The 22,369-nt window shown below is 69.8% G+C and carries 17 protein-coding genes and 1 tRNA gene; 8 read left to right on the top strand and 10 right to left on the bottom strand.

Annotation, left to right across the window (positions count from 1 at the left end):
• Positions 1 to 48: 48 nt before the first annotated feature.
• The 3 genes from AB0H78_RS05570 to frc form a co-directional block, all read right to left on the bottom strand.
• Positions 49 to 1,446, bottom strand: coding sequence for an OFA family MFS transporter (locus AB0H78_RS05570; protein ID WP_363232943.1), 1,398 nt, complete (start codon positions 1,444 to 1,446; stop codon positions 49 to 51).
• A gap of 179 nt (positions 1,447 to 1,625) precedes the next feature.
• Entirely contained in the window at positions 1,626 to 3,755 is a 2,130-nt protein-coding gene (locus tag AB0H78_RS05565) for an acetate--CoA ligase family protein (protein ID WP_363232942.1), read from the bottom strand.
• Complete coding sequence (frc, locus tag AB0H78_RS05560; protein WP_363232941.1) at positions 3,755 to 4,984, bottom strand: formyl-CoA transferase; 1,230 nt, start codon at positions 4,982 to 4,984, stop codon at positions 3,755 to 3,757. The genes AB0H78_RS05565 and frc overlap by 1 nt, the downstream gene beginning before the upstream one ends.
• A 176-nt stretch (positions 4,985 to 5,160) precedes the next feature.
• Between frc and sucC the strand changes: the two genes are divergently transcribed.
• The 3 genes from sucC (at position 5,161) to AB0H78_RS05545 (ending at position 8,874) form a co-directional block, all read left to right on the top strand.
• On the top strand, positions 5,161 to 6,306 hold the full coding sequence (sucC, locus tag AB0H78_RS05555) for an ADP-forming succinate--CoA ligase subunit beta (RefSeq protein ID WP_363232940.1): 1,146 nt from the start codon (positions 5,161 to 5,163) through the stop codon (positions 6,304 to 6,306).
• Between the two features lie 2 nt (positions 6,307 to 6,308).
• Positions 6,309 to 7,211 (top strand): succinate--CoA ligase subunit alpha, encoded by a 903-nt coding sequence (gene sucD, locus AB0H78_RS05550; protein WP_363232939.1) that lies wholly within the window; start codon positions 6,309 to 6,311, stop codon positions 7,209 to 7,211.
• A 121-nt stretch (positions 7,212 to 7,332) separates the two neighbouring features.
• On the top strand, positions 7,333 to 8,874 hold the full coding sequence (locus tag AB0H78_RS05545; protein WP_363232938.1) for an aldehyde dehydrogenase family protein: 1,542 nt from the start codon (positions 7,333 to 7,335) through the stop codon (positions 8,872 to 8,874).
• A 48-nt stretch (positions 8,875 to 8,922) separates the two neighbouring features.
• Here AB0H78_RS05545 and AB0H78_RS05540 read toward each other — a convergent pair whose 3' ends face one another.
• Positions 8,923 to 10,227, bottom strand: a complete 1,305-nt coding sequence (locus tag AB0H78_RS05540) for a DUF2254 domain-containing protein (protein WP_363233430.1) — start codon at positions 10,225 to 10,227, stop codon at positions 8,923 to 8,925.
• A gap of 178 nt (positions 10,228 to 10,405) precedes the next feature.
• On the opposite strand from AB0H78_RS05540, the gene AB0H78_RS05535 reads away from it, so the two are divergent.
• Positions 10,406 to 10,490, top strand: a tRNA-Leu gene (locus AB0H78_RS05535).
• A 58-nt stretch (positions 10,491 to 10,548) separates the two neighbouring features.
• Here AB0H78_RS05535 and AB0H78_RS05530 read toward each other — a convergent pair.
• Positions 10,549 to 13,836 (bottom strand): BTAD domain-containing putative transcriptional regulator, encoded by a 3,288-nt coding sequence (locus AB0H78_RS05530; RefSeq protein WP_363232937.1) that lies wholly within the window; start codon positions 13,834 to 13,836, stop codon positions 10,549 to 10,551.
• 132 nt (positions 13,837 to 13,968) lie between these two features.
• On the opposite strand from AB0H78_RS05530, the gene AB0H78_RS05525 reads away from it, so the two are divergent.
• On the top strand, positions 13,969 to 14,559 hold the full coding sequence (locus tag AB0H78_RS05525) for a hypothetical protein (RefSeq protein ID WP_363232936.1): 591 nt from the start codon (positions 13,969 to 13,971) through the stop codon (positions 14,557 to 14,559).
• Here the strand turns inward: AB0H78_RS05525 and AB0H78_RS05520 are convergent.
• Both AB0H78_RS05520 and AB0H78_RS05515 read right to left on the bottom strand, forming a co-directional pair.
• Entirely contained in the window at positions 14,522 to 14,923 is a 402-nt protein-coding gene (locus AB0H78_RS05520) for a MerR family transcriptional regulator (protein ID WP_363232935.1), read from the bottom strand. The genes AB0H78_RS05525 and AB0H78_RS05520 overlap by 38 nt on opposite strands.
• A 36-nt stretch (positions 14,924 to 14,959) precedes the next feature.
• Positions 14,960 to 15,979: an NADP-dependent oxidoreductase gene (locus AB0H78_RS05515; protein WP_363232934.1), complete on the bottom strand. Its 1,020-nt coding sequence runs from the start codon at positions 15,977 to 15,979 to the stop codon at positions 14,960 to 14,962.
• A 153-nt stretch (positions 15,980 to 16,132) separates the two neighbouring features.
• Here AB0H78_RS05515 and AB0H78_RS05510 point away from each other — a divergent pair, with 153 nt between their 5' ends.
• Both AB0H78_RS05510 and AB0H78_RS05505 read left to right on the top strand, forming a co-directional pair.
• Positions 16,133 to 16,588 (top strand): nuclear transport factor 2 family protein, encoded by a 456-nt coding sequence (locus tag AB0H78_RS05510; protein WP_363232933.1) that lies wholly within the window; start codon positions 16,133 to 16,135, stop codon positions 16,586 to 16,588.
• Positions 16,589 to 16,688: 100 nt separating this feature from the next.
• The gene (locus AB0H78_RS05505) at positions 16,689 to 17,243 is read left to right on the top strand and encodes an isochorismatase family protein (RefSeq protein ID WP_363232932.1); all 555 of its coding nucleotides are present in this window, start codon (positions 16,689 to 16,691) and stop codon (positions 17,241 to 17,243) included.
• Between the two features lie 52 nt (positions 17,244 to 17,295).
• On the opposite strand, the gene AB0H78_RS05500 is transcribed toward AB0H78_RS05505, so the two are convergent.
• From AB0H78_RS05500 to AB0H78_RS05490, 3 genes are all read right to left on the bottom strand, one after another.
• Positions 17,296 to 18,315: a LacI family DNA-binding transcriptional regulator gene (locus tag AB0H78_RS05500; protein ID WP_363232931.1), complete on the bottom strand. Its 1,020-nt coding sequence runs from the start codon at positions 18,313 to 18,315 to the stop codon at positions 17,296 to 17,298.
• A gap of 14 nt (positions 18,316 to 18,329) precedes the next feature.
• Positions 18,330 to 19,847: an alpha-L-arabinofuranosidase C-terminal domain-containing protein gene (locus AB0H78_RS05495; protein WP_363232930.1), complete on the bottom strand. Its 1,518-nt coding sequence runs from the start codon at positions 19,845 to 19,847 to the stop codon at positions 18,330 to 18,332.
• Between the two features lie 100 nt (positions 19,848 to 19,947).
• Positions 19,948 to 21,066 carry a substrate-binding domain-containing protein gene (locus AB0H78_RS05490; RefSeq protein ID WP_363232929.1) on the bottom strand — a complete coding sequence of 373 codons (1,119 nt, stop codon included), beginning with the start codon at positions 21,064 to 21,066 and terminating at the stop codon, positions 19,948 to 19,950.
• A gap of 200 nt (positions 21,067 to 21,266) precedes the next feature.
• On the opposite strand from AB0H78_RS05490, the gene AB0H78_RS05485 reads away from it, so the two are divergent.
• Positions 21,267 to 22,286, top strand: a complete 1,020-nt coding sequence (locus tag AB0H78_RS05485; RefSeq protein WP_363232928.1) for a hydroxyacid dehydrogenase — start codon at positions 21,267 to 21,269, stop codon at positions 22,284 to 22,286.
• The last annotated feature ends 83 nt before the right edge of the window (positions 22,287 to 22,369 follow it).

The raw sequence follows: 22,369 nt of genomic DNA, 5'->3' as shown, positions 1-22,369 counted from the left end.
ACTCGGTCCGGGGACGAGGGCCTTTGGCACAGACCGTGGAGAAGGGGGTCAGACGACCTCCCTGCTCACGGGCTGCGGATTCGGGGTGATCTTGCGGATCTCGGACCTGCCCGGCTGCCTCAGCAGGAGGGCGATGGCCGCGGCCGCCATGGAGATGCCGCCTGCCAGGGCGTAGGCGCCGTTGTAGCCCCAGGAGTCCACGACCATGGAACCGAGCCCGCCGCCGAAGAGGCCGCTGACCAGCTTTCCGCTGTAGACCAGGCCGTAGTTGGTGGCGTTGTAGTTCTCACCGAAGTAGTCCGGGGTCAGTGCCGCGAACATCGGGTAGAACGCGCCGCCGCCGAAGCCCGACAGGAAGGCGAAGAACAGGAACAGCCACTCGCTGTGCATGTTCCCGGCCCAGATGATGCCGAACTGGGCCAGACCCAGTGCCACGATGACGAACACCAGGGTCAGCTTGCGGCCCCAGATGTCCGAGAGCCAGCCCACCACCGCACGCCCGACGCCGTTGACAACGGCCATGATGCCCATCGACGAGGCGGCGACCAGCGGGCCGAAGCCCACCTCCTTCGCGAAGTCCACCTGGAAGGAGATACCGAAGATGGAGACGCCCGCCGTCATCACCAGGGTGATCCACATGAGCGGCAGCGCACCGGACCTGATGGCCTCCTTGGGGGTGTACTGCTTCACCGCCGGGGGGTTCATGGCGAGGCTGGCGGCGGTCTTCGTGTTGCCGCTGTAGTTCAGCGGGTCGATCTCGGCCGGCCACCAGTTCTTCGGCGGGTCCTTGAAGAACCAGGCGCAGATGGCCACCACGATCAGCACATAGACGCCGATGAGGTCGAGGACTTCGTTGTAGTTACCGGTGTCGAACGCGTAGTTGAAGATGAAGATGAAAGGCAGTGCGCCGTAGGCGAAGCCGCCGTTGACGAAACCGGTCTTCGCTCCGCGGCGCTCCGGGAACCACTTGCCGACCATGTTGATACAGGTCGCGTAGATGAGCCCCGAACCCAGACCGCCGATGACGCCGAAGCCGCAGATCGCGGCGAATACGTTGTGGAAGTGGGAGAGCGCGAGGAAGCCGATGAAGCAGAGCCCGGCGCCCACGAACATGGCCCTGCGGGCCGTCAGTATCCCCTTCTCCCGCATCCACCCCGCGGGGAATGCGATCCCGGCCTGGAAGAACACCCAGACGCTCAGGATCCAGAAGGTGTTGCTCTGCGTCCAGCCATGCGCCTCCGAGAGCGTGTCCTCGGCCGAACCGTAGGCGTACTCGGACACGCTGATGGCCATCATGGCTATCCATGGCATGTACACCATGAATTTGCGGGAGTGCCCGAGGATGTCCCGGTCGGTTTCGCCGACCCGGTAGATGCGGCCCTTGCTGTCCGTCACTTCCCGGTACGCGACACCTTGCGCGCTCCGGCTTGCACCATCCGTGCTCATGTTCGTCCCCTTGACGTCGAAGGAACCTGGCCAGCGCCCCCTGTCCAGTGCCATTCGTCGGCCGAAGGCCGGGGGTGGCGGCCCGAATCGGGCCGGGACCACCCCTCATGACTCACGTCATCGGCCGCCTCCCCACAGCCCTGCGGCCCGCGGCCCCCCGGCCGGGTGGGGTGTCGGCGTCACAGGAGCCCCGCCGATCGCGCCCACCGGTATTTCGCGCCCAGCGCCGCGACCGGCTTCTCGGTCGTGTACGGGTAGGCCACGACCCCCCGCTCGAAGAGGTACTGGCAGGCCTCCTCGACCTCGACGTCGCCCGCCAGGGACGCCACCACCGGCTTTTCGATGCCGCGGGCCCTGAACTCCGCGACCACACGCGCCGTCAGCTCCGCGAAGACCATCGGGGGAGTGACGATGGTGTGCCAGTAGCCGAGGACCAGGGAGTGGATCCGCGGGTCCTCCATGCCCAGGCGGATCGTCGCCTCGTACGTGGAGGGCGGCTCGCCTCCGGTGATGTCGATCGGGTTGCCCGCCGCGCCGAAGGGCGGGATGAAGGCCTTGAACGCGGCGTCCAGGTCGTCGGGGATCTCCATCAGCGTCAGCCCGTTGTCGACGATCGCGTCGGAGAGCAGGACGCCGGAGCCGCCGGCCCCCGTGATGATCACGACGTTGTCGCCCTTGGGGGTGGGCAGCACGGGCAGCGACCTGGCGTACTCCAGCATGTCGCTCAGACCGGGCGCCCTGATCACCCCCGCCTGCTTGAGGATGTCCTCGTACACGGCGTCGTCCCCGGCGAGCGCCCCGGTGTGCGAGCCCGCCGCCTTCGCGCCGGCGCTGGTGCGGCCCGCCTTGAGGACCACGACCGGCTTCTTGGGCACGGTCGCCCGCGCCGCCTCGACGAAGGCGCGGCCGTCCTTGAGGTCCTCCAGGTGCATGGCGATGCACTGGGTGTTGGGGTCCTCGCCGAACCAGGTCAGCAGGTCGTCCTCGTCCAGGTCCGACTTGTTGCCGAGCCCGACGATCGCCGAGACACCCGTCTTGGTGGTGCGCGCGAAGCCGAGGATCGCCATGCCGATGCCGCCCGACTGCGAGGTCAGAGCGACGCCGCCCTTGACGTCGTACGGCGTGCAGAAGGTGGCGCAGAGGTCGTGCCAGGTCGAGTAGTAGCCGTAGATGTTCGGTCCGAGCAGCCGCACTCCGTACTGCTCGGCGATGGCCACGAGCTCGTCCTGCATGGCCTGTTCGCCGGTCTCGGCGAAGCCGGACGGGATGAGGACGGCGTTCGGTATGCCCTTGCGGCCGACCTCTTCGAGGGCGGAGGCGACGAACTTCGCGGGGATCGCGAAGACCGCCACATCAGGCTCACCAGGAACATCCATGACGCTCTTGTAAGCCTTACGGCCGAGTATGTCGTCAGCCTTGGGGTTCACCGGGTGGATATCTCCCGTAAAGCCCCCGGCCACCAGGTTCTTCATGACCGAATTGCCGATCTTCCCCTCCTCGTTGGAGGCGCCGATCACGGCGATCGAGCGCGGCTGCATCAGCCGGCGCATCGAGGTGAGGATCTCGTCGCGGCTGTACGAGCGCCGGGGCGCCGCCGTCTCCCCGCCGAGCAGGATCCGTACGTCGGCCGCCATCACCCCGTCCGCCGAGGCGAAGACCGGGTTGAGGTCGATCTCCGCGATCTCGGGGAAGTCCGCGGCCAGCCGGGAGACGCCGACGATCAGATGGGAGAGCGTGGTGCGGTCGACGGCTGCCCCGCCCCGGACACCGCGCAGCACCTCCGCGGCCCGGATCGAGTCCAGCATCGACAGGGCGTCGTCCTCGGTGGCGGGGGCGAGCCGGAAGGTGATGTCCTTGAGGACTTCCACCAGCACTCCGCCGAGGCCGAAGGCGACGATCTTGCCGAAGGTGGGGTCGGTGACCGTGCCGACGATCACCTCGGTCCCGGCCGGCACCATCTGCTGGATCTGGACGCCCAGGATGGTCGCATCGGGGTCGTGGCGGCGGGCGTTGGAGACGATCGTGGCGAAGGCCTCGCGCACCTCGGCATGGCTCCGCACCCCGATCCGTACGCCGCCCGCGTCCGTCTTGTGCACGATCTCGGGGGAGACGATCTTCATCGCGACCGGGAACCCGATCCGGTCGGCGAGCGCCACGGCCTCGTCCGCGCACTCGGCGAGCGCCTCGGCGGGGACCGGGATGTCGTACGCATCCGCGATCCGCTTGGCCTCGGGCGCCGTGAGGGCGCTGCGGCCCTCGGCGAGTGCGGCGTCCAGTACCTGCCGGACCGCTGCCTTGTCGGGTGACATCAAATGACTCCATCCGTCTTGAGAAGGCGCAATTCCTCGTCGCCCAGGCCGAGTTCACCCACGTACACCTCCGCGTTGTGCTCGCCGAGCAGCGGCGAGGTGAGCACGTCGACGGGGGAGTCGGAGAGCTTGATCGGGGAGCCGACGGTGGTGAAGGTGCCGCGCTCCGGGTGCTCGACCTCGACGACGATCTCGTTGGCGGCCAGCGAGGCGTCCTCGATGATCTCCTTGGTGGAGAGGATCGGTCCGCAGGGGACGTTGTGGGCGTTGAGCTTCTCCAGCACCTCCCACTTGGGAAGGGTCGAGGACCACTCCTCGATGAGCTGGAACATCTTGGAGAGCTTGGGCAGCCGCACTTCCGGCGTCGCCCACTCGGGGTCGTCCGCCAGCTCGGGCCGCCCGATGAGTTCACTGATCGGCCGCCAGCCGACGGGCTGCACGATGACGTAGACGTAGTCATTGGGCCCGCCGGGGGCGCACCTGACCGCCCAGCCCGGCTGTCCGCCGCCGCTCGCGTTGCCCGAACGCGGCACCTCGTCGCCGAAGTCCTCGTTGGGATACTCCGCCAACGGGCCGTGGGCAAGGCGCTGTTGGTCGCGCAGCTTCACCCGGCAGAGGTTGAGCACGGCGTGCTGCATGGCCACGTTGACGCGCTGCCCGCGCCCGGTGTTCTCCCGCTGGAAGAGCGCGGCGAGGATGCCGGCCACGGCGTGGATGCCGGTACCGGAGTCCCCGATCTGGGCGCCGGTCGCCAGCGGCGGGCCGTCCTCGAAACCGGTGGAGGTCATCGAGCCGCCCATGGCCTGCGCGACGACTTCGTACGCCTTGAAGTTGGTGTACGGGCCGTCGCCGAAGCCCTTGATGGAGGCGTAGACGATCCGCGGGTTGATCTCCCGGATCTTCTCCCAGGTGAAGCCCATCCGGTCGACGGCGCCCGGGCCGAAGTTCTCCACCATCACGTCCGAGCGGCGGATGAGTTCCGTGAGGATCTCCTTGCCGCGCTCCGACTTGGTGTTGAGGGTGATGCTCCGCTTGTTGCAGTTGAGCATCGTGAAGTAGAGCGAGTCGACGTCCGGGAGGTCGCGGAGCTGCTTGCGGGTGATGTCCCCGGAAGGTGCCTCCAGCTTCACCACGTCCGCGCCGAGCCAGGCGAGGAGCTGGGTGGCCGAGGGCCCGGACTGTACGTGGGTCATGTCGAGGACGCGTACGCCTTCTAGAGCTTTGGTCATGCCAAGGGCCCCTCACTGCGTGAACTTGGTTCTGGAACAGGGGAGTTGAAGCAGTCGATGCTCCGCTCGGTACATTGCATACAGTCGACGAATACTGTATGAACCTTGTTATCCCCCATTCGAGGGGTGGTGTCCAGGGGGCGTGCGGCACTTTTCCCACCGAGTCAGGAGCCGGCATGGATCTGTATGAGCACCAGGCAAGGGAACTCTTCAAGGACCACGGCATCGCGGTGCCGGACGCGGCAGTTGTGGCCGCACCGCGCGAGGCGAGGGCGGCCGCCGAGGCGCTCGGCGGCCGGGTCGTCGTCAAAGCACAGGTAAAAACCGGAGGCCGGGGCAAGGCGGGCGGCGTCAAGTTCGCCACCGACGCCGCATCGGCGGAACTCACCGCCCGTCAGATCCTCGGGATGGACATCAAAGGCCATACCGTCCGCAAGGTGATGCTGGCCCAACCGGTCGACATCGAGGCCGAGTTCTATGTCGGCTACGTACTGGACCGCGCGGCCGGCACCTTCCTCGCCATTGCCTCCGCCGAGGGCGGCATGGAGATCGAGGAAGTGGCGGCCACCCGCCCCGAAGCCGTCGTCCGCGTCCCCGTCGACCCGGCCGAGGGGGTCACCGCCGAGAAGGCCGCCGACATCGCCGCCGCGGCCGGACTTCCCACGGAGGCGGCGACCGTACTGCAACAGCTCTGGCAGGTCCTGGTCCGCGAGGACGCCCTCCTCGTCGAGGTGAACCCCCTGGTCCGCACCACCGACGGACGGATCCTCGCCCTCGACGGCAAGGTCACCCTCGACGACAACGCGGCCTTCCGGCAGGCCCGTTGGGGCTCCGACCACGCCGACCCGCACGGCGACGCACTGGAGGCGGCGGCAGCCGCCAAGGGCCTCAACTACGTGAAGCTCGACGGCCGCGTCGGCATCATCGGCAACGGCGCCGGCCTGGTCATGTCCACCCTCGACGTCGTCGCCGGATGCGGCGCGAAGCCCGCCAACTTCCTCGACATCGGAGGCGGCGCCTCCGCCCAGATCATGGCCGACGGCCTCTCCGTCATCCTCTCCGACCCCCAGGTGAGCTCCGTCCTCGTCAATGTCTTCGGCGGCATCACCGCCTGCGACGCGGTCGCCGACGGCATCGTCCAGGCCCTGGAATCGGTCCACTTGACCAAACCCCTGGTCGTACGGCTCGACGGCAACAACGCCGCCCGCGGACGCGCGATCCTCGCCGACCGCGACCACCCCCTCGTCACACAGGTCACCACCATGGACGGCGCCGCGCGCCGCGCGGCCGAACTCGCGACGCAGACCCAGGGAGTCCGATAAAGATGGCCATCTTCCTCACCAAGGAGTCCACGGTCCTCGTCCAGGGCATGACCGGCGGCGAAGGCATGAAGCACACCCGCCGTATGCTCGCCGCGGGCACCGAGATCGTCGGCGGGGTCAACCCCCGCAAGGCGGGCCAGGTCGTCGACTTCGACGACCGCACCGTCCCCGTCTTCGGTTCCGTGGCCGAGGGCATGGCCGCCACCGGCGCCGACGTGACCGTCATCTTCGTCCCTCCGCCCTTCGCCAAGGCCGCCGTCATCGAGGCGGCCGACGCGGGGATCGGCCTCGCGGTCGTCATCACCGAAGGCATCCCCGTCCACGACGCCGTGGTCTTCCAGGCGTACGCAAAGAACAAGGGCACCCGCGTCATCGGCCCCAACTGCCCCGGCCTCATCAGCCCCGGACAGTCCAACGCAGGCATCATCCCCGCCGACATCGCCACCAAGCCCGGCCGGATCGGCCTGGTCTCCAAGTCCGGCACCCTCACCTACCAGCTCATGCACGAGCTCCGCGACATCGGCTTCTCCTCGGCGGTCGGCATCGGCGGAGACCCCGTTGTCGGCACCACGCACATCGACTGCCTCGCCGCCTTCCAGGACGACCCCGACACCGAACTGATCGTCCTCATAGGCGAGATCGGCGGCGACGCGGAAGAGCGCGCGGCGGCGTACATCGGCGAGCACATCACCAAACCGGTGGTCGGATACATCGCCGGATTCACCGCCCCCGAGGGCAAGACCATGGGGCACGCGGGGGCGATCGTCTCCGGCTCCAGCGGCACGGCCCGCGCCAAGAAGGAAGCCCTCGAAGCCGCGGGCGTCTCCGTCGGATCGACCCCGTCCGAGACCGCCGCACTGGTCCTCGCGCAGCTCGATGCCGTAAGTGAAGTCACCCACAATTAAAGACAGTTACATAGCGCGACCGCACACCCCTCACTACCTTCACCGTACGGCTGCCCTGTGCGAGGGCAGCCGTGTGCGCCACTCACCTCGCCCCGCCCACCACGAGCGGAGAACCGTACCGATGGCACCCACCCTCATCATCAAGCCCGGAACCACCTGGTCCGACGCCTGGCAGCGCTGCCTCGCCGTCGCCCCCGAGGCCTTCCAGGGCGACCGCGTCCTCAACCTCTGGGGATCCGCGTGGCGGGCCGACGGCCGCGCCCTGCCCGCCACTTCACCCGTCGACGGCAGCCCCATCGCCGGCCCGCCCCGCCTCGACGCCGCCACCGCCCAGCAGGCGGTGGCCGCCTCGCTCGACCAGCACCGCGCCTGGCGGCACATCCCGCTGCCCGAGCGCCGCGCCCGCGTCTCGGCCACCCTCGACGCCCTGACCGAACACCGTGAACTCCTCGCCCTCCTCCTCGTCTGGGAGATCGGCAAGCCCTGGCGCCTCGCCCAGGCCGACGTCGACCGCGCCATCGACGGAGTGCGCTGGTACGTGGACGGCATCGACACGATGCTCGAAGGCCGCACCCCCCTCGCGGGCCCGGTCTCCAACATCGCCAGCTGGAACTACCCCATGTCCGTCCTCGTCCACGCGATGCTGGTGCAGGCCCTGGCCGGCAACGCGGTCATAGCCAAGGCCCCGACCGACGGCGGCGTCGCCTGCCTCACCCTGGCCGCCGCCCTCGCGGCCCGCGAAGGCATCCCCGTCACCCTGGTCAGCGGCAGCGGCGGCGAACTCTCCGAAGCCCTCGTACGCTCCCCGGAAATCGGTTGCGTCTCCTTCGTCGGCGGCCGCGACACCGGCGCCCGTATCGCCACCGCCGTGGCCGACCTGGGCAAGCGCCACATCCTGGAACAGGAGGGCCTCAACACCTGGGGCATCTGGAACTGCACGGACTTCGACTCCCTGTCCTCCGTGATCCCCAAGCTCTTCGACTACGGCAAGCAGCGCTGCACCGCCTACCCCCGCTTCGTCGTCCAGCGCAGCGCCTTCGACCAGTTCCTCGGGGCCTACCTCCCCGCCGTCAGCTCGCTGCGCACAGGTCACCCCCTGGCGGTCGAGCACCCGGACGACCCGCTCCCCGAACTCGACTTCGGCCCGCTCATCAACGCGGCGAAGGCCAAGGAGCTCGGCGACCAGGTGGCCGAGGCGATCGACCGCGGCGCCGTACCCCTGCACCGCGCGACGCCCGACCAGGCCCGCTTCCTGCCCGGCCAGGACACCAGCGCCTACCTCCAGCCGGTGACCCTCCTGAACCCGCCTCCCTCCTCCCCGCTGCACCACGCGGAACCCTTCGGCCCGGTCGACACGATCGTCCTGGTCGACACCGAGGCGGAGCTCCTGGCCGCCATGAACGCCTCGAACGGGGCGCTGGTGGCCACCCTGTCCACCGACGACGAGGCGACGTACGAACGCCTCGCACCCCAGATCCGCGCCTTCAAGATCGGCAGGTCGAAGCCCCGCTCCCGCGGCGACCGCGACGAACTCTTCGGCGGACTGGGCGCCTCCTGGCGCGGAGCCTTCGTCGGCGGCGAGTTGCTGGTGAAGGCCGTGACCGAAGGCCCTGCGGGCGAGCGGCTGCCGGGGAACTTCCCCGACTACCAGCTCATTCCGTAGGAACCCCACACGGGCGGCGCCTCCCAGGCCGGGGAGGCGCCGCCCACCTCAGCCGATGCCCTGATGATCGGGAGTGAGGGCGAAAACCCGGTCCGCCGGCTCGGGAACAACCCGCTCCACGGCGCGTACGAGCAGCTCACGATGGTGCATGAGCACGCCCCTGCGCCCGGCGGGCGCCAGCTCCACGAGATCGTCGAGCACCGCCATCAGCCGCCGCGTCACCTGTGGCGAGCCGATGGCGCACCCGCGCACCTCGGCCAGCCCCAGATTGACCAGGTCGGTCCACTCCGGCACGGGCTGCACCAGCCGTACGTCACCCTTCGCATCCCGGTGCTGCACCGCGCCCAGCGGCTGCATGGCGACCGACGCGAGCAGCTGCATGATCCGGTCCAGGCACTGCACGGCGGTGGTCGGATCGTTCACGGCGGGCGACAGGGCCTTCAGCGCGATGTCCGAGAGCTGACGCAGCCCGAACCCCAGGTCCTGGTGGAAGGTCCGCTCGGCCGCCACGGAAACCGACGACCGCACGGTCATGGACGCACGGCGGGGTACGGCCCCGCCGTGCACGGACAGCAGCGGAGCACCCGGCACGACGAAGTCCCCGATGCGCGGAATGAGCCGTACCGCCAGCCCGTGGCGCCGGGCCATCAGCACGAGCCGGGCGATGTTCACATCGCGCAGCACCCCGGCGCGCCCCGCGTGCCGTACGACTCCGGTCTCCGCAGGAATCTCCCACGCGGCGTCCCACGTCCCCGGCTGCAGCGCCAGCGTCCGGAAGGCCTCCCTGGCGATCCGGTCCACCACCTGCCCCACCCGCATCAGCCGCAGCGTGGAGTTCACATACGCCACGAACAGCAGCAGGCTGAGCGCCACCATGACCAGCGTGAGCAGACTCTGCACGAACGGCACCTCGGTCAGGAGCCGCGGATCGGTCTCGCTCTCGTACGACGACAGCACGGCGAGCGACAGCACGAAGGTGGCCAGGAACACCGCGAACGTGGACTTGGTGATCCGCGACCGCACGAAGATCCGCACCACCCGCGGACTGAACTGCCCGGCAGCCATCTGCACGGCCACCAGGGAGATCGAGAACACCACCCCGATGAAGGTCATCATGGCGGAGCTCACGGTCGAGATGACGGGCTTGACGTCCTCCGTGACCTTCGCGAACTCGGTGAGCGTGTCGTAGTCCCCGTCGGCCTGAAACTGCCGCACGAACTCCGTGTCCAGGTCGGACGCCACCGTCCAGGCCAGCATGACCAGCACCATCGCGGCCATGGGCGCGAACCAGAAGTTGTCCCGCAGATGCTCCCGCACGGGGGACAGGAGCCGGGGCCGGCGGTAGGCACTCATCGCATCGCTCACCCGGCGAAGGCTATGGGTCACACTCCGCCAACCCTCGGCAACACACAGCGACATCCGCTGGTCGCGCCACTCGTGACCACGGGAAATGCAGGTGAAGCCCACCCCGAACCCCTGGTATTGTTTTCCATGTCGCCGCGGGGAACACGCCGCGAACGACAGACACCTTGTCCGGGTGGCGGAATGGCAGACGCGCTAGCTTGAGGTGCTAGTGCCCTTTATCGGGCGTGGGGGTTCAAGTCCCCCCTCGGACACTTAGGAAAAACCCCTGGTCGATTCACCGACCAGGGGTTTCTTCGTGGAGACGCCTGATCACCACTCGAGGTCCCGGTGGGCCTGCGCCAGTGCGCCCACCTGCGCGTAGATCTCCGCTGCCTGCTGTCGCAGGAGTTCCGCGGCAGTACCGTCGGTCGCCCGTTCGGCGTGGGCCAGGGCCGTCAAAGCGCGGGCCTCGCCCAGGCGGTGGCCGGTCTCCCGCTGGATGGTGAGGGCCTCGCTGCCGAACTCCAGGGCCGTGGCGTACGCCGATTCGGAGCGCGCCGCGGCGCTCAGGACGGTCAGGGCCTGACCCTCCACCACACGGAATCCGTACGCGCGGGACAGATGCAGCGCCTCCTCGGCGGACCGGCGGGCCTCCAGGTGGTGGCCGCGGCGGCGGTGGGTGAGGGCGAGCCCCATGAGGCTGTCCGCCTCGGCGCGGCGGAATCGTGCCGCGCGGGCCAGGGCCAGAGCCTCCGTGTCGGCCTGCAGCGCCGTGTCCCACCGGGACAGATTCCGGTGCGCGGCGGCCACGGTGTTCAGGACGCTGGACTGCATCCATGGCCGGCCCGGGTCCCCGACCATGGCGAAGGCCCGGTCCGCCAGCGCCAGGGCCTCGTCGTACCGGCCGAGCTCCACATGGATCTTCGCGGCGGCGTCCAGCATCATCGCGCGGCCGTTGCGATAGCCGCCGCCGTCGTCGGCGTTCACCTTGGGGGCCAGGATGTCGAGGCCGTCGGTGAAGCGGCCGAGTTCCCAGTGGACCCAGCCCAGGACCTGCAGCGCCAGGCTGTCGTCCCACCAACTCGTCTGCGCGTTGCGGCTGATGACCCGCTCCAGGTGTCCAGCGGCCTCCGGCAGCCGTCCCAGGTCGCGTGCGGTCATCCCGAGGCCGAGCAGCCCGAAGGTCTCGAAGTGGCGGTTTCCGATGGCGTCGGTGATCCGGATACCGGCGGTCAGCCGCTCGTGCGCGCGGTCCAGGCGTGCCGTGCTCCAGTCCACGAAGCCGCTGACGCCGAGGGCCATGGCCTCCGCCGCGGGCCAGTCGAGCTCGCGGCCGATCTCCAGGACCCGCGTGCAGTGGTCCGCCGCCTTCCCGGGGCGTCCCAGGTCCCACTCGATGATGCCGAGGCAGCTGTGGGCGACGGCCTGGCCGGTCAGGTCTCCCGCCGCCACGGCCGGAGCCAGCGCGGTTCGCGCGAGGGACTTCCACGTCGCGCGGGGCACATGGAGCCAGATGTAGCCGAACAGGGCGGAGAGCAGATGTGCGGCGACCGGGTGGCGGCCGTGGAGGCCCGCGTGGTGGATCACTGCGAGCAGATTGGCCCGCTCCGCCTCCAGCCACCGCCCGGCTTCGGCGGCGGACGGAAGGGCCGACTGCTCCACGGGTCCGAAGGCATCGGGCGGCTCGGGGAAGAAACCGGTGTCGGCGGCGGCGCGCGTGGCATGCACGTACCAGCTCAGGACACGTTCCAGCGCCGCGTCGCGGTCCGTCGCCGTCTCCTCCGCCCGCGCGCACTCCCGCGCGTACTCCCGCAGGAGGTCGTGGAAGCGGTAGCGGCCCGCCGCGGCCGGGTCGATCAGATGGGCGGCGGCCAGCGCCCCGAGCAGCCGCCTGGCCCGCGCCGGAGGGATGGCGAGCAGGGCGGCCGCGACCTGCGCGGTGAACTCCGCCCCGGGAAACAGGCCGAGCAGCCGGAACAGCCGTTGCGCCTCGGGCGCGAGCACGTCGTACGACACGGAAAAGGCCATCCGCAGCGGGGAGTTCACGGTGCCGTCGAGGTCGAGGGCCTCGAGCCGGCTGCCCTCGGACATGTCCGCGACCAGATCGTCCAGGCCCAGCCCCGGATCCCCGGCGAGCCGGGCGGCGGCCACCCGCAGCGCCAGCGGAAGACCGCCGCAGAGCTCGATCAGCCGGTCGGCCGCCTGCGGCTGCGCGGCGAGCCGGTCCGCGCCCAGAGCCGTGCTCAGCAGCGTGCGTGCCTCGTCCGGCTGCAAGGTGTCCAGCGGCAGGGCCCGCGCGCCGTCCCTGGCCACGAGGTCCCCGAGCCGGTTGCGGCTGGTGACGACGACGCAGCAGGTCGGACTGCCGGGCAGCAGGGGGCGCACCTGTTCGGCCGAAGCGGCGTTGTCCAGCAGGACGAGAAGCCGGCGGCCGGCCGTCAGCGTGCGGTACGCCCGTGCCTGCGCCTCGGTGTCCGCGGGGATCTGCGAGGCCTCCGACCCCAGGCTGCGCAGGAGCAGTTCGAAGGCTTCACCGGTCTCCAGCGGCTTCCGCTCGTGGTCGAAGCCGTGCAGGTTCACGTACAGCTGGCCGTCCGGGAAGCGCTCACGGACCTGGTGGGCCCAGTGCACCGCGAGGGCGGTCTTGCCGATGCCCGCGGTGCCCCCGATGGCGGAGATGACCACGGTGTTGTCCGGTATCCGGCCGGGGTGCGGTGACAGCATGGCGTCCAGCCGGGCGAGTTCGTCGACGCGTCCCGCGAACCCCGGGGTGACGTGCGGCAGTTCGGCAGGTACGGGGAGAGCGTCTCGGGGAGGGGGCGCCGGGGCCGGACCGGCGAGACCGGCGGCGTCCTGGTGCAGCACCGCGTCGTGGACCCGGCGGAGCTCCTCGCCCGGGGAGACACCGAGGTCGTCCCGCAGGCGGATGCGCATCTCCTGGTAGGCGGTGAGGGCATCGGCCTGGCGCTCGCACCCGTACAGCGCGCGCATGCGCAGGGCAAGCAGCGACTCGTCGTACGGGCCGGAGCCGCTCGTCTCGGCGAGTTCGTCGAGCGCATCCGTGTGCCGGCCGAGTCGCACCAGGCAGTCGACCCGCTCGATACGGATCGTCTGCAGGCGCTGCAGAAGCCGCTGTCGTTCGGCGGCGGCGTACGGTCCCGGCAGGCCGGCCAGCGGTTCACCGGTGAACAGGCCCAGTGCAGAAGCCAGTTGAGCGGCCGCGGCGGCCAGGTCCCCGACAGCCCGCACGCGCCCGGCGCCCTCGACCAGTGCGCCGAGTTCCGTCACATCGAGCAGGGTCCCGTCCCCGGCGAAGCGGTAGCCGCCGCGCTCTCCGCGGATCAGGGACGCGGCGGGTCCGACTCCTTCCTCGTCGAGTGACCTGCGCACCGCGTAGACGTAACTGGGCAGCACCTTGTGGCCGGACCCCGGCGGGCTGTCGCCCCAGACCGCGTCGAGCAACTGCTCACGACTCACCAGCCGCCCCGGGCGCAGCAACAGTGCGGCCAGCACGGCCTGTTGCCTGACCGGCCCGAGGTTCAGCGGTGCGCCGTCGCGCCACGCCCGCACCGGTCCGAGCACCGCGAACCGCAGCCGCTGCCGAGATCCCCCGCCCACTCAGCATCCCCCGTCCCACCACACACATCATCAAGATTTCATGGGTATTGCAGCGTCTTCCGTCAGCGTGTGCAAGTGCGGCGGCCGCCTGGGGGAGCGGTCGCCGCCCCGACTCGTGAAAGGCATCCGCACATGACAGTTGTCGATGGACATCTTGCAACGCTGCTGCGACAGCGCGGACTTCACCTCACGCAGGAGCGCAGCGATGCCGCCGAGATCGTTTACGTGTGCCTGGAGGACGGGCTTCCCGGCGGCTATCCGATCGGTTACGCCCTCCCTTCCCGCGCCGGAACCTGGTTCGCCTACGCCAGGGCACGCCCCGGCCGGATCTTCGCCTGCGACCAGGTCGGCTCAGGGCTGTTCAGCGTCGAGTCGGCCGTGCACGCCGTCCTGCGCCACGCCTACTACGGAGACGTTCTGCAGGCCATGGAACTGGCCACGGGCTCGACCACCGTCTATCTCGCCGACCTGCCCCGCCGTCATCTCGCCCGGCTCACCGCTCTCCTCGGGCCGGACGGGCTCACGCGCCTCGGATCCGGCCGGATCCGCCTCACCGCGGCCGCCGTCGCGTATCTGCGCGGCCTGCCCGAACGGTTCGGCTGTCAGGTGGACCACGAGGACCGGATCTGGCTGGCGGGCGAGCAGCACCCCTTGGTACGCGAATCCCGGTCGAGGGGGGAGACCTTCACCGCACGACGGACGCCGGCGTCGCGCTCGGCGTGACCGCCGGGGCGAGATGGGTCGACAGCCGGTCGCGCAGGGCGGTCAGCCGGGCGATCTCCGCGTCGAGCGCATCGACACGGCTCTGTACGACGCCCGAGGCGGTTCCCGGAGCCGACGCGGTGCAGCGCCGCTCCGGGTCGGCGATCAGCACATCGAGACGGTCGGCGCAGGCGCGTACGTCCTCCACGGTGAGGCCGTTGCCGAGGAGCCAGCGGACGGCCCGGATCCGGGCCACGTCCGCCCCGGAATACAGCCGCTGTCCCGTGGCCGTACGGCGCGGTGCCGGCAGCAGACCGCGCTCCTCGTAGAAGCGCAGGGCGCGTGGTGTGGTGCCCGCGGCGGCTGCCGCGTCTCCGATGCGCATCCGGGCACGTCCTCTCGCTCGGTTCGTCGGGTCTGCTCAGACCTCGACGATCAGGGTCCCGAAGTGGTGGCCCCCGTACAGCTCCTGCAACGCTCCGGGCGCCCGATCGATGCCGCTGATGACCACCCGGGGGTAGGCGATCTCACCGGTGCGCAGCCAGTCGGCGAAGCGTTCCTGCCATTCCTCCTCGACCCCGGGGTGGTCGAATGTCTGGTAGCCGAGCAGGGAGACCGACCGGCTGATGAGTGCGAAGGTGTCGATCGTGGCCGGTGAGGTGCCGGGCTCCACCGCCGGATCGGACTGACCTGACAGCGCTCCGACCACCACCACGCGCGCACCCTGCCTGGCCTGTACGAGCGCGGCCGAGAGCTGTGCGCCCCCGACGTTGTCGATCACCACGTCATACCCCTCGGGTGCGGCCTCGGCGAGCTGCCGGCCGAGGTCCGCACCGGGGACGACGACCGCGTCGTACCCCAGCTCCGCGCGCAGTCGTTCCGCCTTGGCCGGCGTACGGGTGGTGCCCACCACCCGGCCCGCTCCGAGGAGCCGCGCCACTTGTCCGGCCAGCGAACCGACCCCGCCCGCCGCCCCGGTGACCAGAACGGTCTCTCCCTTCCGCAACCGTGCGAGCCGCGTGAGCGACCCGTACGCGGCGGATGCCGTGGACAGGAACGCCACCGGGTCGGGGTGGCCGTCCGGTACGAGGCGTACGGCATCCGCGTCGACCACCGCGTACTCCCGCCATCCCACGAGATGGGAGACCAGGTCACCGGTCGCGACCCCGGACACCCCGGGGCCGGTCGCCACGACCTCGCCGACGGCCGGGCCGAACAGCGCATCACCCGGCTTCAGCGGAGGGAGGGGTGCGTCCTCCACCTCCCCCTTGATCAGCGTCATCAGCCCGGCGAACACCAGGAAGTGCCGGTTGCGGACCAGGACTTGACCGGCCGCGGGCCGCTCCACCGGGGTCTCGGCCACGGTGAGGTCCGCGGGCCCCGGCACCGCCTCCGAGCGCTGGACGAGCTGAACCGTGCGGCCTACGGACGGCAACGACATGACACGACCTCCAGGACGGTGCCCCGCCGTGGTGCGGAGCGGCGACCGGAAGGTAACTCCTCACCCGCACGTGAGGGTCAAGGTAAGGAATGCGATCTTCCGTGCGTTCGCCTTGCAGAAGACACGGAAGACACCGATGAGGAGCAGACACCGATGAGCAAGCCGCCCTTTCCGCCGTTCGACGCGGAGTCCGCGCGACGCAAGGTCCAGGCCGCCGAGGACGCGTGGAACACCCGCGACCCGGAAAAGGTCGCACTCGCCTACACCGAGGACTCGGTCTGGCGGAACCGGGACCGGTTCGTCGAAGGACGCAAGGAGATCACCGAGTTCCTGCGGGAGAAGTGGGAGCGCGAGCTGGACTACGCGCTGCGCAAGGAACTCTGGTCGTACACGGACGACCGGATCGCCGTCCGTTTCCAGTACGAGCATCACGACACGGCCGGTCAGTGGTGGCGCAGCTACGGCAACGAGCTGTGGGAGTTCACACCGGAGGGGCTGATGCGGCGGCGCGAGGCGAGCATCAACGACGTACGGATCACGGAGGGGGAGCGGCGGATCTTCGGACCGCGGGCGGAGGGAGACGGCCCGCTGCTGATTCCGGTGCGCTAGCGCTGAACCGGCCGTTGTCAGAGGCAGGTTCTACGGTGGAGGCCGACGGACGGAGCACGAAGCCCGTTCCGCGGAATGCGACCGAGGAGATCTGCCGGCCATGACCACACTTCCCGACCGCCCCAGCACCGCACTTGTCATCATCGATGTGCAGAACGACGTGGTCGCATCGGCCTACGACCGGGATGCGATCGTGGGCCGGATCGCGGCCCTCGCGGACAAGGCGAGGGCCGAGGGCGTCCCTGTCGTCTGGGTCCAGCACTCCGACGAGGGTCTCGAACGGGGCAGCAAGGAATGGGAGTTCGTTCCCGAACTGGTCGTGCGGCCGACGGAGACCGTGGTGCACAAGAACTACGGCGACGCCTTCGAGGACACGGATCTGGAGAAGGTGCTCGGAGGGCTGGGCGTGGGCCGGCTCTTCGTCGCCGGTGCGGAGACCGACGCCTGCATCCGGTCCACACTGCACGGCGCTTTCACCCGTGGGTACGACGTCACGCTCGTCGGTGACGCGCACACCACGGGGGACCGCACCGAGTACGGCTCTCCGACGCCGGATCTGGTCATCGCCCATACGAACCTGTACTGGAGCCACCAGGCGGCGCCCGGTCGTACGGCCGGCACCGTCGCCGCTGCGGAGGTGGAATTCGCGGGCTGAGGCCGAGGCTGAGGCCGAGGCTGAGGCCGAGGCTGAGCAAGCAGCAGCGGAATCATCGCCCCTCGGTCGACTCACGCACCACCACGGTGTACGGGGCGATGAACTCCTCCGGGGCGGCCATGTCCCCCTCGTTCTCGATCCGGCGGACCAGGAAGTCGACCGCCCGCTCGGCCATCATGGTGTGGTCAGGGGCGACGGTGGACAGGGAAGGGACGAGGTACGCGCTCTCGTCGACGTTGTCGAAACCGATCACCTTGACGTCCTGTGGAACGCGCACTCCCGCGTCGGCCAGGCCGCGCAGCACGCCCATGGCCACGGTGTCGGTCACACAGAACACACCGTCGAAGTCGAGGCGTTCGCCGGCCATGGTCCGGGCGAGCTCGGCTCCGGCGGCCATGGTGAACGACGGCAGGCACTGTTCCAGGCTCGCGTCGAGGGGCAGGCCGGCGTCGCGCAATGCCTGCCGGTAGCCGGCCTGTCGCAGGCTGGAGACATCGACGTCCTCGGGGGTGTCGCCGACCGTACCGCGCAGGAACGCGATGCGGCGGCATCCCCGTTCGATGAGGTGGTGGGTGGCCGCCCGGGAGGCGTCGACGTTGGGCATGGCGACATGGTCCACGGGGCCGCCGAAGATCCGCTCGCCCAGGAGCACCACCGGAAGGTCCGCTTTGAGCCGCTGCGCATCGCGGGTTCCCAGGCCCACAGTGGTGAGGATGAGGCCGTCGTACAGCCGGTTCCTGGACCGGGACAGCGCCGCCAGCTCGTTCTCCGTACGTGCGCCGGTCCGCTCGATGCACACCCGCAGACCGCGCCGCTCGGCCGCGGCGATGATGGCGGTGGCGAGCAGACCGTAATAGGTGGCGTTCACCTCGGGGACGGCGAGGCCGATGACGCCGGTGCGGCCCGTGCGGAGGTTGCGGGCGGCCACATTGACCCGGTAGTCGAGGCGGGCCATCGCCGCGAGGACCCGTGTGCGGGTGGCCGGGCGCACATGGGGGTGGTCGTTGATGACATTGGAGACCGTCATCGCCGAGACACCGGCCGCCTCGGCCACGTCCTTGAGTGTCGTCATCGTCTGCGGGGTGGTCAGCTCAGCAGCCCGCTCAGCGTCAGGAACGCATGCGGTGGCAGCGTCAGGGTCAGGCCCTGGTCGGTGGTCTTCAGCGCGTCGAAGGGACGAGGGGCCACCGCGGCCGGCGTGTCGGCGGTGTTGTGCGCCTGCAGTGCGTCGGCGGTCAGCAGCCGGGCCTCCAGCTCGCCGAGCGTGCCGCCGCGCAGGTCGAGGGTGAGCTCGGCGGGCTCGTCGGCGTCCAGATTGGTCAGCGAGACGAGGACCCTTCCGTCCTTGACGCTGGCCGAGGCGGACACGGTGGTCAGGTCCACGTCTCCCACCCGGCGGGAGATGTCGGCGCCGCGCACGTGCACGGCGAGCGAAGTGGCGTCCTGGTGCCCCTTGTTCATCTCGAACACGTGGTACGTCGGGGTGAGCACCAGCGCGTCGCCGTCGGTGAGAACCATGGCCTGCAGGACGTTCACGGTCTGGGCGATGTTGGCCATGTGCAGCCGGGCGGCGTGCCGGTGGAAGACGTCGAAGTGGGTGCTCGCGACCAGTGCGTCGCGCAGCGCGTTCTGCTGGAACAGGAAACCGGGGTTGGTGCCCGGCTCGACGTCCCACCACGTGCCCCACTCGTCGAGGACCAGGCCGACCGTGCGGCGCGGGTCGTAGACGTCCATGACCGTGGAGTGACCGGTGAGGATCCGGTCCATGTGCTGTGCGGCGGCCATCGTCCGGTAGTGGTCGTCCGTGTCGAAGTCCAGGGCGCTGCCCTTCTTCTCCCAGGGCCCCGACAGCGTGTAGTGGTGCACGGAGATGCCCTGGAAGAAGTTCTTCGGGGTGGCCTCGCAGCCGAAGCAACTGATCTGCCGCATCAGCGTTTCGGTCCACTTGTAGTCGGCGTCACTGGCGCCCGAGGCGATGCGGTAGAGCGTGTTGTCGCCGTGGTCGCGGCAGTACGTGGCGTACTGCCGGGCCAGGTCGGCGGAGTACTCGGCGCGCATGTTGCCGCCGCAGCCCCAGGTCTCGTTGCCGATGCCCCAGTACTTCACGCGCCACGGCTCCTCGCGCCCGTTGGCCTTGCGCAGGCGCACCATGGGGCTGTCGCCGTCGCGGGTGAGGTACTCGACCCACTCGCTCATCTCCCGGACGGTGCCGCTGCCGACGTTGCCGTTGATGTACGGCTCGGCGCCCAGCAGTTCGCACAGGGCCATGAACTCATGGGTGCCGAAGTGGTTGTTCTCCTCGACGTTGCCCCAGTGCGTGTTGACCATGCTGGGCCGCTGCTCGCGTGGCCCGATGCCGTCCTGCCAGTGGTATTCGTCGGCGAAACAGCCGCCCGGCCAGCGCAGGTTGGGGATGTTCAGCGCGCGCAGGGCTTCCACGACGTCGAGTCGGATGCCGCCCTCGTTGGGTATCTCCGAGTCCTCGCCGACCCAGAAGCCGCCGTAGATGCAGCGGCCGAGATGCTCGGCGAAGTGGCCGTAGAGGTGACGGCTGATCGTCGGCCCCGGGAGGTCCAGGTTGATGACTGCGGTGACTTGGGGCACGAGGACTCCGAAGGGCGGGAGGCGCGACATGAGGCCGGTGCGCGCCGAGGCTGTTTGTATCGATAAAAAGCGCACGGCCCCGGATCCGTCAAGAGTGCGGTCAGCGGGGTCTCGGCGGTATCGGCACCGAACCCGGGAGCGACGAGGAGCGGATCTGCAACTCCGGGAGGATCGAGACGCGTTGAGCGGGCCGTCGGCTCCCTTCGAGCAGCCGTGCCAGCATCACCTCGACGGCTGTGCGGCCCACCAGGGTCTTGGGGGGTCGCACGGCCGTGATCGCCGGATCGGCGAGGTGGGCGACCTCGTCGTCGTAGCTCACGAGCGCCAGGTCGTCGGGGACGCGGACTCCCTGTTCGGTCAGGTACTGGACCACCGAGAGGGCGTCGGGGTCGCTGTGCACGATCAGTGCGGTGATACGGGTGCGCCGGCACCTGTCGAGGATGTCGGCGATGATCCGGCGGTGCCCGGGGACGTCGAGCGCGACGCTCTCGCGTATCAGGAAGTCGGCGGGCAGACCGAGTGCGGCGCAGGCACGATCCCAGCCCACCGCGAGGTGGGCCGAGGTGGGGCTGCCCTTCGACAGGACGAGGCCGATACGGCGGTGGCCGAGTCCATGGAGGTGGCGCACCGCCATCTCCACGCCCACCGCGTGGTCGCTGCGCACCCATTCGAGCTGGGACGGGGTGGGTGTCCACTGCGGGGTCCGGCGTTCCACGAGTACGACCGGGACCGGCAGCCGGCCGATCCAGTCGATCATCTCGTGCATACCGGGACCTTCCAGGTTGGGCGCGAGCAGCAGCCCCTGCACCTGTCCTGATTCGGTCAGCCGGACAATCTGCCGGCGGTCCTCGGCCTGGTCATAACTGGAGCCCCGCAGCTGGACGTTGACTCCGTGCGCGGCTGCCGCGTTGCGTGCGCCGCTGACGATCTGCGGCCAGTAGAAGTCCAGCGAGGGGACGACCATCCCGATCGTGAAAGCGGGCCCGGCGGGTCGGCGGCGCCGCGCCGGCGGCTGGTCGAGCGAGGACGGCAGCGTGGCTCCGCCGTGGACCCGGGTCAGCAGCCCCCGTCCGGCCAGGGCGGCGATGTCGCGGCGGATCGTCAGTTCGCTGACCGACAGATCCTTTGCGAGCTCGCGTACGCGAACGGCGCCGTGCAGGCGCAGCCGGTCCATGAGCTTCTCCCTGCGCTGCAGGGCGAACAGTTGCTCATCCCCCATGAGGCTCTCCTCCCGGCGGGTGCGGAGCACCGGCGCGATGTTCGAATGTGATCGGATTGTTTCATGCCTGTTCGAGCTCTAGTGGTTTTGTGCGCGCGACCACTATCTCTGACTCAGCGTGTTCTGGCCGGAACTCGTCGGAAACATGAACGGCATCTGCCCAGGGGGCAACTGCCACGAGTCGGAGGAGCACGCACCCCATGCAGACCAAGGCCCGCGCTCTGGTCGTGATGAGCAGATCCAGCTTCGAGGGGCACTTCGACCGTGCACGGCTGAAGCGCCTGGCGGAGACGGTGTCGCTCGACGACCCCTGCTGGACCGATGAGCTCGACTCCGCCCCGTCGCGCGAACGACTGGCACACGCCGAGGTGCTCATCACCTCCTGGGGTGCGCCCGCACTCACCCCCGTACGGCTGGCGGCAGCGCCCCGGCTGAAGGCCGTGCTGCACTGCGCGGGAAGCGTACGGGGCCTGGTCGGCCAGGAGGTGTGGCGCCGGGGGATCCGGGTGACCAGCGCCGCGGACGCCAATGCCGTCCCGGTGGCCGAATACACCCTCGCCGCGATCATCTTCGCGGGGAAGAAGGCGCCGTTCCTCGCCGCCGACAAGCAGCGCGCGTACGGCGGTTGGGGATCGGTCACCGGCTACGGGGACCTGTCCAACTTCGAGCGGACCGTGGGGATCGTCGGCTTCTCACGGATCGGCAGGCAGGTCGTCGAACTGCTCCAGGTGCTGCGCGGCACCACCTGCCTGGTGGCCGACCCGTACGCGGATCCGGACGAGGTGCGCCGGGCCGGCGCGACGCTGGTCCCGCTCGACGAGATGCTCCCGCAGGTGCACGTACTGTCCGTGCACGCCCCTGAGTTGACCGAGACCCGCCACTTGATCGGCGCCGCTGAACTGAGCCGGCTGCCCGACTTCGCGACGGTCGTCAACACCGCCCGCGGCTCGCTCGTCGACTCCGACGCGCTGGCCGCGGAGTGCGCCTCCGGCCGGCTGTTCGCGATCCTCGACGTCACCGACCCCGAACCGCTGCCCGCCGACGCAGCGTTGCGCAAGCCGGCCCAGGTGATGATCACGCCGCACATCGCCGGATCCCTCGGCAGCGAGATCGGCCGCCTCACCGACCACGTACTCGACGAGCTGTCCCGCTGGGTCGCCCGTCAGCCCCTCCAAGCAGAGATCACCGCGGAGAGCTGGGCGCTGGGCCTGAGCGCCTGACCTGCTCCCCTCCGCACCGAGCCACCCCCCGTCCCCTTCACGCCCCTCATGCACTGCCGAGAGCTCAAAGGAGAGCCGCCCAG

Source organism: Streptomyces sp. NPDC050738, assembly GCF_040654175.1.
Classification (GTDB): Bacteria; Actinomycetota; Actinomycetes; order Streptomycetales; family Streptomycetaceae; genus Streptomyces.
Note: the sequence above shows the minus strand (reverse complement) of the source record. Positions and strands in the feature narration are given on the sequence as shown.

Excerpts from the sequence above, each read along its gene's own strand:
- AB0H78_RS05570 (WP_363232943.1), bottom strand. The coding sequence starts at position 1,446 with ATGAGCACGGATGGTGCAAGCCGGAGCGCGCAAGGTGTCGCGTACCGG.
- AB0H78_RS05565 (WP_363232942.1), bottom strand. The coding sequence starts at position 3,755 with ATGTCACCCGACAAGGCAGCGGTCCGGCAGGTACTGGACGCCGCACTC.
- frc (WP_363232941.1), bottom strand. The coding sequence starts at position 4,984 with ATGACCAAAGCTCTAGAAGGCGTACGCGTCCTCGACATGACCCACGTA.
- sucC (WP_363232940.1), top strand. The coding sequence starts at position 5,161 with ATGGATCTGTATGAGCACCAGGCAAGGGAACTCTTCAAGGACCACGGC.
- sucD (WP_363232939.1), top strand. The coding sequence starts at position 6,309 with ATGGCCATCTTCCTCACCAAGGAGTCCACGGTCCTCGTCCAGGGCATG.
- AB0H78_RS05545 (WP_363232938.1), top strand. The coding sequence starts at position 7,333 with ATGGCACCCACCCTCATCATCAAGCCCGGAACCACCTGGTCCGACGCC.
- AB0H78_RS05540 (WP_363233430.1), bottom strand. The coding sequence starts at position 10,227 with ATGAGTGCCTACCGCCGGCCCCGGCTCCTGTCCCCCGTGCGGGAGCAT.
- AB0H78_RS05525 (WP_363232936.1), top strand. The coding sequence starts at position 13,969 with ATGACAGTTGTCGATGGACATCTTGCAACGCTGCTGCGACAGCGCGGA.
- AB0H78_RS05520 (WP_363232935.1), bottom strand. The coding sequence starts at position 14,923 with ATGCGCATCGGAGACGCGGCAGCCGCCGCGGGCACCACACCACGCGCC.
- AB0H78_RS05515 (WP_363232934.1), bottom strand. The coding sequence starts at position 15,979 with ATGTCGTTGCCGTCCGTAGGCCGCACGGTTCAGCTCGTCCAGCGCTCG.
- AB0H78_RS05510 (WP_363232933.1), top strand. The coding sequence starts at position 16,133 with ATGAGCAAGCCGCCCTTTCCGCCGTTCGACGCGGAGTCCGCGCGACGC.
- AB0H78_RS05505 (WP_363232932.1), top strand. The coding sequence starts at position 16,689 with ATGACCACACTTCCCGACCGCCCCAGCACCGCACTTGTCATCATCGAT.
- AB0H78_RS05500 (WP_363232931.1), bottom strand. The coding sequence starts at position 18,315 with ATGACGACACTCAAGGACGTGGCCGAGGCGGCCGGTGTCTCGGCGATG.
- AB0H78_RS05490 (WP_363232929.1), bottom strand. The coding sequence starts at position 21,066 with ATGGGGGATGAGCAACTGTTCGCCCTGCAGCGCAGGGAGAAGCTCATG.
- AB0H78_RS05485 (WP_363232928.1), top strand. The coding sequence starts at position 21,267 with ATGCAGACCAAGGCCCGCGCTCTGGTCGTGATGAGCAGATCCAGCTTC.